The organism is Citrobacter meridianamericanus, from assembly GCF_041320245.1.
GTDB classification, from domain to species: Bacteria; Pseudomonadota; Gammaproteobacteria; order Enterobacterales; family Enterobacteriaceae; genus Citrobacter; species Citrobacter meridianamericanus.
The window spans coordinates 272,232-287,563 of record NZ_CP101036.1 but is presented as its reverse complement, the minus strand read 5'-3'; the positions used below and the strand labels follow the sequence as shown (position 1 = coordinate 287,563).

Sequence of the window (15,332 nt, the reverse complement as noted above, 5' to 3'; positions counted from 1 at the left end):
CGCCGGCCAAAGGAGCATTGTCGCTGACGGACAGACAGATTAGTTTGTACGAAAGGTGTCCAAGACGTTTTCTCTACACCCACATGCTTTCGTTAGCAGGAAAACGAAGTGAGAGCGGTTTTTTGAAAATGCATACCGCCATCTACGAGATTTTAGACTGGCTCAAACACAATCATAGCGATTCTTCGCCTGATATGAAGGAACTAGAGGCCCGGTTTAGAGAGTCCTGGCTCAAGAGTGGGCCTGTGGACCATAGTTACGCAGATGATTATCTGCGCATAGGTCAGCGTCTGGTCCAATATCTTATAGAGACCCGTCAGGGGCTTAAGCTGGTAAAACCAGAAGTCCTGCAACTGTCATACCCTGAAGGAACGATCATTGTTCTGCCCGACGAGGTAACGCTAAATAAGGATGGAACCCATTGTGTCCGGCGTATTAAAACAGGCAAAAAAGGTAGTGATGAATTTGACCGTATTGAATATACGCTCCTGTTAGAGGCAGCAGGGCGTCATTATGGCAAGGATTTCCGAGTGCAGGCCGTACACTTGGCCGGAGAAACCCAAGAGATCGTAACAGTGAGTACCCGTAAGCAAAAAGCGCGCCTCGATAAAGCTCAAACAGCTATAACATCGATAAGTCGTGGCTTTTTCCCCGCAAATCCGGAAAGCCGGGTTTGTCCGCGATGCCCGAACTTTTTTGTGTGTGGCAAAATTCCTATTGATGATTCTGAAAAAAATAAGTGATTTAGCTTTCCGGTTGGTGAATTCGTATCGATTAACCCTCTGAACGGCTCTGAAGCCGCATGGTGCGGTTAGCCATCAAGAGGATTACTCGATATGAACAATTCAAACTCGCCATTACAAGCATTCGTTGAGCACGAAGATATTGCTCTTTCCCGACGAGAAGGACGCCCGTTGCGCCCTGCTCATCATTACCTTATCGAAGTGCTTGACCCTGACTGGCATGGTACTGCTATCGAAATTACCGATCCTGTGCCAACCGGGCGCCAGATTTTAACGGCTGCAGGAAAAAATCCTGCTGAACAATACATGCTTCTGATGGTTGATGAAAAAGGCGTACTCACTGAGGTTAACCTTGAAGATCAAGTCGATGTATACAATCAGGGCGTTGAGCAATTCATTTTCTTCGAGAGTGACCGTCTTTTTTATGCATCACTAAATGGTCAGCGCTTTCCATGGGGACAATCTCACATTCGGGAAAATGTGCTGCGTAAAATTGGAAAAATCCCCGATAACTGCTCTATTTGGCTTGAACATCAGAGCCGGCCAGATGAGCTTCTTGAGGAAGGGCAAAGCGTTAATCTTGATGAACCCGGCCTGGAGAAACTGTACACCCGCCAAAAATGCTGGCAGCTCAATGTCCAAGGGGTCATTATCAACTCTGAGCAGCCAACAATCATTGCTAGGGATGCCCTCAAAGCTGCAGGTTTTAACCCTGATAAGGGCTGGATTTTGGTGCTTAAGGTTAAGGGTGAGCCAAAGCAGACTATTGCTATGGATGACGTTATAGATCTGAGAAAACCCGGCATTGAAAAACTGCGCCTTACCCCTGCAGAAATCAATAATGGCGAAGCGGTTGTTACTTTTTCCCAAGATTTCTCGTTACTTGATAAGGATAGCAACTACCTTAACCAGCAGAACTATGATTGGGAAACTCGTCTCGCAGGAGCTCGTCGCTGGCTGATTATCCATGGCTACCCCCTACCCGGGGGTTACAACCACGAGCAAATCAGTTTAGCCGTTGAAATTCCTACACTGTATCCAGATGCTCAGTTAGACATGTTCTATGTTTACCCTGCACTTACTCTTAGCAATGGGCAAATTATTCGCCAGACTGAATGTCAGGAAACAATTCTCGGTAATGCCTATCAGCGGTGGAGTCGCCATCTTAATGGGGCTACACGCTGGAATCCACAAACGGATAGTGTTACGACCCATCTGGCTGTAGTCGAAGAATCTCTTCTGCGGGAGGTGGAATAATGAAAATCGTAAACCATGACTCTCGCGTCAGACTTGCTCTGAGTGAGAACCATCACAAAACGCTACATCAGCATCTTTTCCCTGGGGACGGCCTAGAGGCTGCGGCCATTATCCTGTGCGCACAAAGTTCTGCATCTCGCTATGTCGTCAAAGACATAATGCCAGTTGATCATTCGACATGCCGTATACGCACCCACGACTACATCAGTTGGCCTGGTGCCTCTATTGAAGATGCCATTGATATGGCTGAGCAGCACAATTTATCAATAATACTCATGCACTCTCATCCTGGAGGGACATTGGTATTTTCTGATACGGATAATGACAGCGATCGTGAAACCTTACCGGCTTTATTCGAAGCCATCGAGCGGTCAGACGTTCTTCATGGCTCGGCCATCATGACTTCCGACGGAGCAATTCACGCGCGGTTTTATAACAGCCAGCTGGAAATTATCCCCGTTGACTCAGTACATTGTGCTGGTGACGATCTGAAATTATGGCGACTCACTGAATATGACAGACTCCAGCCGCGCCCCATGGCTTTTTCATCACAAATGGGTAAAGATCTACGTTCTCTTACCGCTTGTGTCGTAGGGGTATCAGGTACAGGGTCAGTCGTCGCTGAGCAATTGGCTCGTCTCGGGATCGGGCGGCTTATTCTTATCGACTTTGACGAAATTGAATTTAAAAACCTCAACCGCATTCTCAATTCCACAACCGAAGATGCGAGCAATTGCATAGCCAAAGTTACCAGCATGGCAGCTGCATTCTCTGCATATCGTAGTGACATCGAGGTGGTAACAGTTAAAGCCAGTATATCCACTCGCGAAGCCATAAATTCTGCAGGTATGGCTGATGTACTGTTCTGTTGCGTGGACAGCTTCGAAGGCAGACAGATGTGCGATCGCATCGCCGCGGCTTTCCTACAACCATTGTTTGATGTAGCCGTTACCATTCCTACCAGACAAACTGAAAACGGTGCAACAATTGGGGATGTATGTGGCCGTCTGGATTATGTGAAGCCCGGAGGAAGTACACTCGCGGATCGTGGTGTTTATACCCCAGAAACACTTCGCCGGGAGTACCTTCAAAAAGTTGCCCCCTATGAACTAGATGCACAGGTTGCAGAGGGATATATCAAAGGTATAGCTGATGAGGCACCTTCAGTGATAACTCTCAATATGCGAGCTGCCAGCGATTGCGTGATGGAATTCATCGCCCGAGCATACCCGTTTCGCCATGACCCAAATAGCAAACGAGCTCGCACAATTTTCTCACTTGCAGCCAGTGAAGAAGATTTCATCAGCGATTCAGACTTTGAGTGTGCACCAAACCATCATCTTGGCCGTGGATTAATTGAGCCGCTGATGGGCATGCCGATTTTTAACAAGGAGGTGAATTAATGCGTTGGCCCTACTGGATTTTAAAACTGAAAGAAGCTCTGTTGCCTCCCCGGCGAGTCATTATCGTAGAGGGGGACACTCCCCCAATGAAGCTCCCTCGACGCAATTTAGTCTTGGCACGAGAAGGCAGCGAGGATTGGGCTGTGGCATTTCACTGTCCTTGCGGATGCGGCAAGCGGCTTGAATTACTACTGCTCAAAGAAGCCAAGCCCAGTTGGTCAATCATGATTGATCAGAAGGACATTCCAACGCTGCATCCTTCAGTGTGGTTACAAAGAGACTGTAAATCTCATTTCTGGCTGCGAAATGGAAAAGTGATTTGGGTCAGTTAATCGTGCCTAGGGTATTCACTTCAGGCTGCCTGAAATAACACAGAAATAAAAGAGCGGTAGCCAATTTTGGTACATATAATCAAACTTTAACAAGTAAAGCGCGATAATAACCACTCGCGATTTATCCTTCTGGTCGGGCAATCGGACCAGCATTTGAATAGACCAGAATCATCGAAGAAGGAGTCAATGATGAAAACATTCAGTTTATCGACCTCACAGTCCAAGCCGCCACACTTATGGCAAGCAGCCGGGCTAAAAAAATCTACTGGCCCAGCGCTTCTGGGGCAGATTAGTGAAGGCCTGGATGGCAATGTTGCTCAACTAATCATTGATTGGGCTCAGATAACACAAAAGGACTTTTGCAAAATATCCGGTATTTCGCTAAGAACGCTAAGTCGCAGTCAGAAATCTCGATTCAACTCTGCACAAAGCGAACGGCTTGTGCGTTTTATCCGCATCATTGATAAAGCAGTAGAATTATTCGAAGGTGACTGGGATGGGGCCCGTAAATGGCTAAAAAATCCAAACATGGCGCTTAACTGGAAAGAGCCAATAGAACTAATGAAATCTGAAACTGGGGCATACGAGCTCCTAAAATTGATCACTCGCCTAGAAAATGGAGTTTACTCTTGATTATCTGTCGGCTGGCAGAGCGAAAGTATCGGGAGATCCCCCGTGAACATAATGCTAATAAATTCGTCACTAATCAAGTTTCAGCTGCACCTGACGACATATCAACATATTATGAATAGAATTATTGTGTATGTACTTTGGCGTTTTCATGTAGGACCATAAAGACTCTATCTGCAAAAGTGAGTAAAAGTCTTTACCCCATATTAGCCGTTGTTCGCATATATTAAGACAGTTTAATATTGGTTCTAATCTTTCTTTTTTAATTATTGGTTCGTAAACACAATGTCTCTCCCCCCAATGCATATGACATTTTGAGCAGTTTTCATTTGCATTTTTAACAATCGTTACTGAAATAGACTTATTCTGATTAAACCCTAGAGGAAATCTTTTGAATTGTAATCCATGTTTAACAAATGAAGCGAAAACATTATAATCTAATTCTATCAACTTCTCGAATGCTGCATAAATAACATTGTCATCAACATTTTTCATGAGTGGTACATTGATTCCTTCCATCTTTGGCGAGAGTGAACTATAAAACATACGATCGTATAAATATGATTTAAATTCTAACGCCTTTGAATTAAAAGAATAATACTCTCTCACTAAGAAATATACAGCTTTATAAGTACATGGCATCGAGAATATTAAATCCTCTGGATTTATAAAGCTTTCAATATTAATATTAGCTATTGCATTGTTTTTGATTTCACCCGAGTAATTTGATAGATCTATTTCTGCCATGGCATGCTTTATATTTCTAACTGTCTCATTCATGTTTCTCCCTGTGAGAATTAATAATGGTAGTTGATGAAATATACAATTAACCTCACCTTTCCATGCACTTAAAAAATATGCATGCCCATATTTAATAATCATTTCTTTAAAGCATGAAGGGCAATATAGTATAGGATCAGTACCTTTATATTTATGAATACTCGATGAACCGCCATAGACTTTTTTCATCAAATCAATGATTTCTCTTGGGTTACTTTTCCTAACATGAGTAGTTCTATAATACCCTTCTCGTTGTAACGATCTGAACAGTTTCATATCAGGTATCAAGCGCAATAATGGTGCTAATGTGTTTGGAAACACTGGTAAAGAATGCCAACACCCATTACTCCCAATAACAAATTCATAGGAATTGATGCCATAAGCATTCAAACATCTAAACAAATAGCTGCATATTGTTTCATCATCATAAATACTATTCATGATCGCCCCTATTAGTTTTTAGTTTCTTACATCCCTCTGAGTGAAGAGCTGGCGGTAGAATTGAATACAACAATGTTTTCTCATGATTATAGAGCCAGTAGAAATCGGCACTATATTTTTTCATGATGCCAGTTCGAGTGAGTTCAGGATATAGACGCCTACACTTAAGAATCTTAAATTTGCTTCTTCGTAAAAAGGATTGATAGTGACATAATTTTCTTCGCATTACGAGTCCGCTACATGAAGAAATAATGTTTTCGACACTCCCAACACTTATCTGACATCTCTCAGCAATGACCTTGCGATGGAATCCTAAAGCTGCTAAAAACTCAATTTTCTTGCTTAACTCTTCAGTAATCTTTCTGGGAGATGTCTCTAGCTTAACCCCATTAATTGCTGCATTTCTTTTTATAAAACAACGACTTCTCCCACAAATTTTGCTCATCTTATTCATGGAAATAGTTTTAGATATTATCTGTGAGAAATCTATTTCCGAATTAACTACATCCTCATTTGCTTTTTTAAATTTCGAATGGATTTCTAATTCAGCTTGAATACAATATTGAATTTCTGATATTGACTGAAATAACCAATATGCGAACAACAGATGTTTTCCAGGGTGTGTGCTAAATTCTGAATTTAGCAAATGGTAAAGATACCCATAGTCATTTTTGTCTAGAGGGATGTATGAATTTTTATTATAATTTGATTGCCAGATAAAATCGTAAAATGAATTCATCAACTTACGATGTCTTAATCGCCCATGATTTGTTATAAAACCTTCTTGATATAGTTTCTTCCTGTATAGCATTACGGCAGGATAATTAATTTTGTTGTTGCTCAGCATTTGTAAAAAATCGTTACTGAATAGTGCTAACCTAAAATATTCTTCAGGTGCTTGCTCACAGGTTATGAATGGTTTGGGTAAAAAACCGGCTACTAATCTTTGTCTCTGACTACATATATTTTTTGTCAGAACATTCCGATGAATAGCACAGACGCTAACGCCTGGAATCTGATGCATCCGATGCCAATAAGACATACCATATGCTCTAATATCTTCTTCGGCACATTTAGGACAATTTTTAAGAATGAGTGAACTTTCCGCACCAAATGATGGGAATTGACATCCTCGTAGCGCTCTGCTGTTATCACCTGATGTTAATGAATTATAAATTACCTCTCTGTGGTTCGGCAGACAATACATGAACAATGGAGCCAGAGTCTGCTGTGTTAATACTACATCATATATATTAACATCTTGAGATATAATTATTTTTAATGATCCTGTCATCGTAGGATGTATACTGCGCTTGTAAGATCCTAAGAGACCGTATATTTCATCTAAACCACTCCAACCAAATAATGTAACGAACCTTATCAACCGACTGATTAGCAGTTCATCGGGAAATGCCTTCGGTAACCATAGCATGACTACACCTCATTAATCTAGATTAGCAATGTGTCACAAATGCTCCCGTTTCTTTGCAAGACCTCCATAGATTCAGTCTGATACGCATATCTTTGAAACAAATCACAATCCTGTATTTTTTTAGCAATATCAGGAGTATTTAACAACTCAGAAATGCTTATTAAAAACTCATAGTGCTGTGCCCGGCTCAAGTCACCAGGGATCGACAAAAAGTCAGAATTATGCCTGAGTGCAATATTTTCTTCTTGCTTCTTATCTAGAGCAGATGTGGTATTTACTCTTTTCAACAACTCCACAGTACGGTTTAACCTTATTTCATTCACTGCATCTTGTGATGCGCGAATTGCACTAGCCGCACTAAACTCAAGTAGCTCTATTGTTATATTTTCATTATCTTGTCCAATAATAATGCGCTGGCTTTCACGAAAAATTCTCACTGCTAGCTCTAAATTCCCCACACTCAGGTCAAAGAGTTTGTCACTCAATGCTGTAGTTAAAGGGGTAAATGTTCGGGTCCATTGTAAAAGCCATAATTCATCTACAAAAAGCGACCATTCAGAGTCATTTTCTAATAATGACAGATCAAAATATCCATTACTCTCAGCCCGCCGGGCAGTTTTCAATGTTTTAGCAAGTAGGGTATTGAAAGGGGGATTCGCACAAAATAACACAGGGATACCCAGATTATTCATCATGCTATGAATGAAAGTGAGTAGTCTATCTGCCCCACCCGCCTTTGCAAGATTTAGGTTCTGCATTTCGTCGATAACGAGAATGCCAAGAAAGCATGATTTTATCCTAGCCTCAATTTGCTCTAATAGTAGTGGAATTGTTGCTGCCCGTTTTATAGGAATACACCCAAGCTTTTTATCCAATTCGGTCATTATCCTATAACAAAGTGCTTTGATGCTTGAATCAGCGGGGCAGTCAACTTTTAGCCAAACAATCTGCCTAGCGCAAATCAACTCTTCGTTATAGTTCTGATGTTCAATAACATCGGGATACCAGTTGAGGATTTGCTCCAACATACATGTTTTACCTACCCCACTTTCTCCAATCACGGTTATCCCACACCCTTTAGGGCTAAAAAAGCCCGTCACGGGGGGAATGCTGGGGCGGTTATCTACCGGATAATGTAAATAATTCATTGTCGTAGGTGAAAGTGGATTCTTAGCTGAATACCCTTCTTTAATTGCAGTTTCAATTGCCCTAAAGCAATCAATATAAATTGGCAGAGGTTGTCGGAGATCTTTCAATCTTGTAAGGTATTCTATGCGTATCTCGGGTTCCAGTAGCCTTTCATGGGCCATTACGCTCGGGTAACGACTCAACTGAACGCCAAGATCAGCGTCTGAAACTTTTTGTGGCAGTGATTCAATCAACGGATTTCCTCTGTGCTCAGGGAGAACAGCCGTATGGTAACAAGCTGGAATGACTCTCATCACTTCCTCCGGTTAAGCCTTGCCTTAGAACTAACTACAACATGAAAAAGAGAGGGGGAAAGTTGCAAAACAATAATCACCCTGTACTTTCATCGCTCCTTGTTTTATTTTTCCGTTTAAGCACTCCTATTTGCCTATTTATTTTATTTTCCTTATAACTGGTCACTAACATATCTGGAGTGCTCACGACTGATCCATCGTTATCCACAGAAGGCCTATTTAAATAAATCTCATTCTGACGCACATCTCTAATATTTTTTAACCTTTTGCTTTTTGACTGCGTATTTTTTGTTTCTTTTTGTCGTTTTTCTGCAGCACGTATTACACCTTGTTGAATATCATATCTCTTAATAGAGGTAGGTGTAATATCAGGTAGCGATGCTTTTCTTCTATTCCAGTCCATGACATATTCAATTTCCGCGCTATTTTTCCCGCTAAATACCTTAGACATTCGCATCAGATCACAACGAACAAAAGGACCATCATCAAATATTTTTACATATATAAAATCTGAATTATCCTGATCCACACGGGCCTCAAGTTTCCACCTGCCTGATGTTCTTGCTATGATTTTCAAATCAGAAAATGAAGATGAATCCCACTGATAGTACATATCTTTATTTAATCGAATCCCTTTTTCAGTCATGGAGACTAATACTTTAGGAAGCAATTGTGCTCTTATCTCAGCTTCATTAGCGTAACGCAACGCATGTCTATGATTTTCAATATGGGTATTCCAATAATTTAGCGGGGTTAATGGTAATTCAGATGCAATCATCAAAAGAGATTGTTTCATCAATACATTCTTGGTTGAATTATTATGCTCAAGAATTTGCTCAATAAGCAAAATGGTTACATCTTCAAGCGTCAAGCAAGCATCTAACCGTGGGTCTTTCTCACCCCGGATATAGGTCCTCCCATTGGTAGTACCAGCCAATTGGTGAACCAAATCATCGTTTAAAATCTTAAAATTTCGTTCAACAATACCTTTCATATCCGCCCGTCCAGAAGGGGCTATAAGCAAATTACCAATCAAAGGTACGGCTAACTTTTCCGGTTGCTCACAGACAAATTCACCTCTGTCACAAAGTAACTTTTGTGGTAAATGGTTGCACGGCCATTCCCTATCTTCTATTTCAAGACCAAATCTTGCACAGTATAATTTTTTATTTGTGAATGCATTAACCAGAGCCTGTCTTCCCGCACGCCAGGATGCATATTCCATAGAGACATGTAATCCTACAACCATCCGGCTTTCTTTATCCACAATCAGATACACTGTCGGACGCCCCATTACCCACCGATGATTAAAGGAGGAAACAATATGAACATCGAGTACTGTCGCATCCAATTCAAAGCAGCTACCCGGGACCTCAGTATGGTCTGTAGCACTACCCATAAGGGCCCGTTTATTCAACTGAAATTCTTTGAGTGTTGCCTGACGCTGTATAAGTTCATGCTGAGGGATAAGTTTTTTTATCCAATAGCGAAATGAATTCAATGAAGGCAATTTCTGCTCAAAACCTTCTATTTGAGCATCATTAATTTCATTGGCATAGTATGTTTTTATCATTTCATGATAAATGGAAGATAGGGGCTTTTTCTTACCCTTAGAAGTAAATTCCGCCATGCTTTTTAAAAAAACACGCTTATCTCCCTCAAAGACATTTCTATATATAGATGTAGTATCCATGTAGGGCGATTTTTTTTCTGGAGACCCACGTTTCACTTTTCCTGCGATGCGATCCCGTCCTTTTCCGCCACTATTTTTCCATGCAGGGAAAAGAGCATTTTTACTCTGTCCATACAGTCAAAATTTGTTGAGGGAACGATAGATTTTATTACAATAGGTATTATGTGATAACGCATGTTCAGACACCTTATTACTTCGATGGTTACCTACAAGATCCAGCAAAAACATAGGATCCTCAACAAGATCCTTTATCAAAGAGTAATTTTCATCGCGTTTCTTAGAATATATAGATGGTAGTTCATTTTCACTACTAATTTGATACGATGGAATATCAAACCTTGCTGGCTGGCATTCATTACTGTAGATTGCATTGTTCAGGTCCGAAATTAAAATGCATTCTGGCATTCTGAGTTTTCGTGCCTCTTCAGAAATTGAAAATATCACACAGATATCTGCATCATGATAAAGCTCAAGGATACGGTAACAGCCATCCTTCACGACCCCGATACCAGAAATTTTCCATATACTGTTGATTATCACACTCATCTTCCAGCCCTCACGAAGCATGATTAACCTGAGTAATGGTAACGACCCCGGTATCAACAACTGGAGTATCAAGGTCAATGCTGATTTTCTTACTCGCAATCAAAAATCTAAATAGAGATAGTGCATTATCTGCATCCATGCCTAGCTTTATCATGAAGTCCTGGCATGTTTCTGAAACCAAGATATTGCCAACAGGAATGAGCGTCAGGGCATCTTCAACCTCGTTTTCCAAGGGCATGTATCCTTGTCTAAGAGGTGAAGTTGCCCATTCAATATTACTGGACTGAATCCGTGTTTTTTCGCTGACGATAAAAACCTTAAATGTCACACCAAGTAGTTGCCACCAGATTCTTTCGAGATCTAACTTTTGAGCAACCCTCTCATTCAAAAGCTGTTGCTCTGGTTTTACGCATACCGCTTCGTACCATAACTGACCATCGCTATAGCAAGTAAGAAGAAAGTCAGTGGTCATTATTGAAGGTGTGTTAGTTTTGGGGATATGGGGATGTTGAATGCCGAGCGTTTCAGCAATTTTCATGCTAAGGCTCAAAGGAAGTAGGGGAAACTGCTCACGTATATCGATAACGCGATCAAGAAATTCAGCCTGATAAAAACAAGCACACTCCAACTGAGACAACAGATGATGCACCCGATTGCTTTTTAATCCTTGGATCTTCGCACTTGTGCCTTTGGAAGCGACATCCTGAACTCTAAGCCAAGGTTTATAGGCAGGCCCAGTACCTAACCCATAACGGTTCTTAAGGGCCCTTTGAAAGTCCTGAATAGTTAATAGATTACGCCCTCTAGCCATACCCCCCTGCCTTTACATTCAAAGGGTTTGCTTTTGAGTATAGATAACCTTGTAGACAGTAATGTTATCTGGCGCACATTAACTACACGCTTTATTTCTTTTCCCCACTTTCAACTACAAACCTTTTGCTTGAGCTACAAACTTTATTGTCGGTTCACACTGGCGCTAAATCTTGCGCACACGCCCAGGCGCTCGACCATGCCCACTGGAAGTTATAGCCTCCCAACCAGCCGGTAACGTCCATCACTTCGCCGATAAAATAGAGTCCCGGCACTTTACGTGCTTCCATCGTGCGCGATGAAAGCTCATTGGTATCAACGCCGCCCAGCGTGACTTCAGCGGTACGATACCCTTCCGTACCGTTCGGCTGCACCCGCCAATCGGTCAGCGTCTCAACCAGCGTTTGTTGATCGCGCACGTTAAGCTGTTTCAGCGAGACGTCCGGGATTTGCCCTAACTGCTGTAAACATTCCACCAGCCGTTTTGGCAACTGCATAGCAAGCGTATTCTTTAAGCTCTGATTAGGGTGGGCGCTGCGTTGGTCATCGAGGAAGCTCGCAAGGTCAACATCCGGCAACAAATTAATGCTGACAAATTCGCCTGGCTGCCAAAAACTGGAAATCTGCAGTACGGCCGGACCAGAAAGCCCACGGTGCGTAAAGAGCAGATTTTCACGAAAGACGGTGCCGTCCTCGGCGGTGATAACGGAAGAAACGGACACGCCGGAGAGCACCTGAAGCTGTTCCAGCAGTGGCTTATGCAACGTAAAGGGCACCAGTCCTGCGCGCGTTGGCAATACGTTCAGACCGAACTGTTCGGCAATTTTATAACCAAACGGCGTTGCCCCCAGACCCGGCATAGAGAGACCACCGGAGGCAATAACCAGCTTTTTCGTGCCCACGGTCATCCCGTTCAATTCGAGAATGAAATCATCACCCTCTCGCTCGACGCTCAGGACTTCGCTACGTAACCGCATAGTTACGTTACCTTTTTCGCATTCCGCCACCAGCATATCGACAATTTGTTGGGCGGAATCATCACAAAACAGCTGACCCAGCGTTTTTTCATGCCAGGCAATGCCGTGTTTGCCCACCAGATCGATAAAATCCCACTGCGTGTAACGCGCCAGCGCCGATTTGCAAAAATGAGGGTTTTGGCTCAAATAGGCGGCAGGCTCGACATAAAGATTGGTAAAGTTGCAGCGTCCCCCGCCAGACATGAGAATCTTACGCCCCGGCTTTTTACCATTATCAATCAGCAGTACGCGACTACCTGCTTGTCCTGCCTGCGCGGCACAAAACATACCCGCTGCGCCAGCGCCTATAATAACGGTATCAAACCTTTCCACGTTGCGATCCTCTCTAAAAAGCGGGTATGAATTGTAAAGATTCCTCAGTGGTCGCACCAGCACCAAACTACCGATAAAGGGTATTTAACTGAAATATATAGGATAATTCTTTAGTGGTGTAAAACAAAGCAGGAGACAAATCAAAAAAACTCTATATTTCACTTTGCCCGCGCCGCCAAAGTCACTGATAATGCGCCGCGTTCATGTCCTCAAAATGGCGTAACGTCCTATGCTACATTTGTTTGCTGGCCTGGATTTACATACCGGGCTTTTACTATTGCTTGCTCTGGCTTTTGTGCTGTTCTACGAAGCGATTAACGGCTTCCATGATACAGCCAATGCTGTCGCAACCGTGATCTATACCCGTGCAATGCGTTCGCAATTGGCGGTGGTCATGGCTGCGGTGTTCAACTTCTTTGGTGTTTTGCTGGGCGGTCTCAGCGTGGCATATGCCATCGTGCATATGCTGCCAACGGATCTGCTGCTCAATATGGGATCGTCACATGGCCTCGCCATGGTGTTCTCCATGCTGCTGGCGGCAATTATCTGGAACCTGGGTACCTGGTACTTTGGTTTGCCTGCATCCAGCTCCCACACGCTAATTGGCGCCATTATCGGTATTGGTTTAACCAATGCGCTGATGACCGGCACTTCTGTGGTAGATGCACTTAACATTCCGAAAGTTATCGGTATTTTTGCCTCGCTTATCATCTCGCCAATTGTTGGTCTGGTGGTTGCAGGCGGTCTTATTTTCATTCTGCGTCGCTACTGGAGCGGTACAAAAAAACGTGCCCGTATCCACCTGACGCCAGCAGAACGTGAAAAGAAAGACGGTAAGAAAAAGCCGCCGTTCTGGACGCGTATTGCACTGATCCTCTCCGCTATCGGCGTGGCGTTCTCTCATGGCGCTAACGACGGGCAGAAAGGCATTGGTCTGGTGATGCTGGTGCTGATTGGCGTAGCGCCTGCGGGCTTCGTGGTGAATATGAATGCTTCCGGTTACGAGATTACCCGTACCCGTGATGCCATCAATAACGTCGAAGTCTTCTTCCAGCAGCGTCCTGACCTGCTTAAACAGGCTACAGGCGTAGACCAGTTGATTCCGTCCCCGACGGACGCGGCACCAGCGACGACGACAGAGTTCCATTGCCACCCGGCGAATACCATCAACGCGCTGGAACGTGCGAAAGGTATGCTGGCGAACCTGGAAACCTACGACAAGTTAAGCGTTGAACAGCGCGGTCAACTGCGTCGCATTATGCTGTGCATCTCTGATACCACCGATAAAGTGGTGAAACTGCCTGGCGTAAGCGCTGACGACCAGCGTCTGCTGAAGAAACTGAAAGCTGACATGCTGAGCACCATTGAGTATGCACCTATCTGGATCATTATGGCCGTCGCACTGGCGCTGGGCATTGGTACCATGATTGGCTGGCGTCGTGTGGCGACGACTATCGGTGAGAAAATCGGTAAGAAAGGCATGACCTATGCTCAGGGGATGTCGGCGCAGATGACCGCCGCAGTCTCTATCGGTCTCGCCAGCTACACCGGTATGCCTGTTTCCACCACGCACGTTCTCTCCTCTTCCGTTGCAGGAACGATGGTTGTTGATGGCGGCGGTTTACAGCGTAAAACGGTGACCAGCATTCTGATGGCCTGGGTCTTCACCCTGCCAGCCGCAATTCTTCTTTCCGGCGGGCTTTACTGGCTCTCTCTGAAGCTTATCTAAGCGAATGCACGGAAAAAAAGCGGGTCAGAAAACTGGCCCGCTTTTTTTGTATCTGTCGTTGGCATCAGTGCCAGATAATCAGCGCAATCATGCTGATTAGCACCAGGCCACATAGCGCGCTGGTGAGAATGAACTGACCGCGAACCCGCTCACAGCGGCGAATAAACTCATCATCATGATGATCGCGGTAACGCTGAGCGTAGATATACCACACCAGACGCATCTGCTTGTTCGGTTGCCCATGCGAGGTAAAAAAGCCCCCACCATCTACATACTGGTAAAGCAATGGATCGCAACCACGAAGTACCACTAACAGTGCGCGTAACGAAGAAAAATAGCGCGCCATATTAACAATGCAAACGACACATAAAGCCCAGAACAATGCAATGGTGCTAATCATACCTCCTCCCCGGCGACCCGCCCACGGAACTCCTTTCCGGGACTACCGCTCCCCGATACCCTGCCAAATCATTCAGTGAAGAGTTCTGTCGAACCGTTCGTATTAGTATCACGCATCCGAACGCCTCTCTAGATAGTGTAGGAGATTAGTTAATTTTTTTGCCAGAAGGTTAATCGCTATCAATGCAATTAACTAAAAAATTTGTTTAACTGCTTGGCAAGCAAGGTGGATTGACGGATTATCCTGGTCGCTATAATGTAAGGATAGTCCTTATATGGTACGTTTTTACGACTGGGCTAGCCCCGCGCGCAAGGTTCGCAGGACGCGGATGACGCGGCGGCAGGT

General features: G+C 43.7%; 14 protein-coding genes. 6 read left to right on the top strand and 8 right to left on the bottom strand.

What is annotated here, in order from left to right; genetic code table 11:
• The first annotated feature begins 17 nt into the window (after nt 1–17).
• From NMD08_RS01315 to NMD08_RS01295, 5 genes are all read left to right on the top strand, one after another.
• Nucleotides 18–743: a PD-(D/E)XK nuclease family protein gene (locus tag NMD08_RS01315; protein WP_370619405.1), complete on the top strand. Its 726-nt coding sequence runs from the start codon at nt 18–20 to the stop codon at nt 741–743.
• A 93-nt stretch (nt 744–836) separates the two neighbouring features.
• Nucleotides 837–2,000 (top strand): multiubiquitin domain-containing protein, encoded by a 1,164-nt coding sequence (locus tag NMD08_RS01310; RefSeq protein WP_081328883.1) that lies wholly within the window; start codon nt 837–839, stop codon nt 1,998–2,000.
• Complete coding sequence (locus tag NMD08_RS01305) at nt 2,000–3,403, top strand: ThiF family adenylyltransferase (RefSeq protein WP_370619403.1); 1,404 nt, start codon at nt 2,000–2,002, stop codon at nt 3,401–3,403. The genes NMD08_RS01310 and NMD08_RS01305 overlap by 1 nt, the downstream gene beginning before the upstream one ends.
• Complete coding sequence (locus NMD08_RS01300; protein ID WP_069219443.1) at nt 3,403–3,735, top strand: DUF6527 family protein; 333 nt, start codon at nt 3,403–3,405, stop codon at nt 3,733–3,735. The genes NMD08_RS01305 and NMD08_RS01300 overlap by 1 nt, the downstream gene beginning before the upstream one ends.
• A gap of 189 nt (nt 3,736–3,924) precedes the next feature.
• Nucleotides 3,925–4,368, top strand: coding sequence for an antitoxin Xre/MbcA/ParS toxin-binding domain-containing protein (locus NMD08_RS01295; RefSeq protein ID WP_069219442.1), 444 nt, complete (start codon nt 3,925–3,927; stop codon nt 4,366–4,368).
• A 69-nt stretch (nt 4,369–4,437) separates the two neighbouring features.
• Here NMD08_RS01295 and NMD08_RS01290 read toward each other — a convergent pair whose 3' ends face one another.
• From NMD08_RS01290 to NMD08_RS01260, 7 genes are all read right to left on the bottom strand, one after another.
• On the bottom strand, nt 4,438–5,586 hold the full coding sequence (locus tag NMD08_RS01290; RefSeq protein WP_155761565.1) for a hypothetical protein: 1,149 nt from the start codon (nt 5,584–5,586) through the stop codon (nt 4,438–4,440).
• Nucleotides 5,579–7,018 carry a TnsD family Tn7-like transposition protein gene (locus NMD08_RS01285; protein ID WP_175329937.1) on the bottom strand — a complete coding sequence of 480 codons (1,440 nt, stop codon included), beginning with the start codon at nt 7,016–7,018 and terminating at the stop codon, nt 5,579–5,581. The genes NMD08_RS01290 and NMD08_RS01285 overlap by 8 nt, the downstream gene beginning before the upstream one ends.
• Before the next feature lie 17 nt (nt 7,019–7,035).
• Nucleotides 7,036–8,460 carry an ATP-binding protein gene (locus tag NMD08_RS01280; RefSeq protein ID WP_370619400.1) on the bottom strand — a complete coding sequence of 475 codons (1,425 nt, stop codon included), beginning with the start codon at nt 8,458–8,460 and terminating at the stop codon, nt 7,036–7,038.
• A gap of 76 nt (nt 8,461–8,536) precedes the next feature.
• The gene (locus NMD08_RS01275; RefSeq protein WP_370619398.1) at nt 8,537–10,189 is read right to left on the bottom strand and encodes a transposase; all 1,653 of its coding nucleotides are present in this window, start codon (nt 10,187–10,189) and stop codon (nt 8,537–8,539) included.
• An 81-nt stretch (nt 10,190–10,270) separates the two neighbouring features.
• Nucleotides 10,271–10,699 carry a hypothetical protein gene (locus NMD08_RS01270; RefSeq protein ID WP_370619396.1) on the bottom strand — a complete coding sequence of 143 codons (429 nt, stop codon included), beginning with the start codon at nt 10,697–10,699 and terminating at the stop codon, nt 10,271–10,273.
• Between the two features lie 10 nt (nt 10,700–10,709).
• Complete coding sequence (locus NMD08_RS01265) at nt 10,710–11,510, bottom strand: TnsA endonuclease N-terminal domain-containing protein (protein ID WP_046670971.1); 801 nt, start codon at nt 11,508–11,510, stop codon at nt 10,710–10,712.
• Between the two features lie 154 nt (nt 11,511–11,664).
• Nucleotides 11,665–12,858, bottom strand: a complete 1,194-nt coding sequence (locus NMD08_RS01260; RefSeq protein ID WP_088902982.1) for an NAD(P)/FAD-dependent oxidoreductase — start codon at nt 12,856–12,858, stop codon at nt 11,665–11,667.
• 229 nt (nt 12,859–13,087) lie between these two features.
• Between NMD08_RS01260 and pitA the strand changes: the two genes are divergently transcribed.
• Complete coding sequence (pitA, locus tag NMD08_RS01255) at nt 13,088–14,587, top strand: inorganic phosphate transporter PitA (protein WP_370619393.1); 1,500 nt, start codon at nt 13,088–13,090, stop codon at nt 14,585–14,587.
• Nucleotides 14,588–14,651: 64 nt separating this feature from the next.
• Here the strand turns inward: pitA and uspB are convergent, their stop codons facing one another.
• Nucleotides 14,652–14,987, bottom strand: coding sequence for a universal stress protein UspB (uspB, locus tag NMD08_RS01250; protein ID WP_151216907.1), 336 nt, complete (start codon nt 14,985–14,987; stop codon nt 14,652–14,654).
• Nucleotides 14,988–15,332 lie beyond the last annotated feature (345 nt).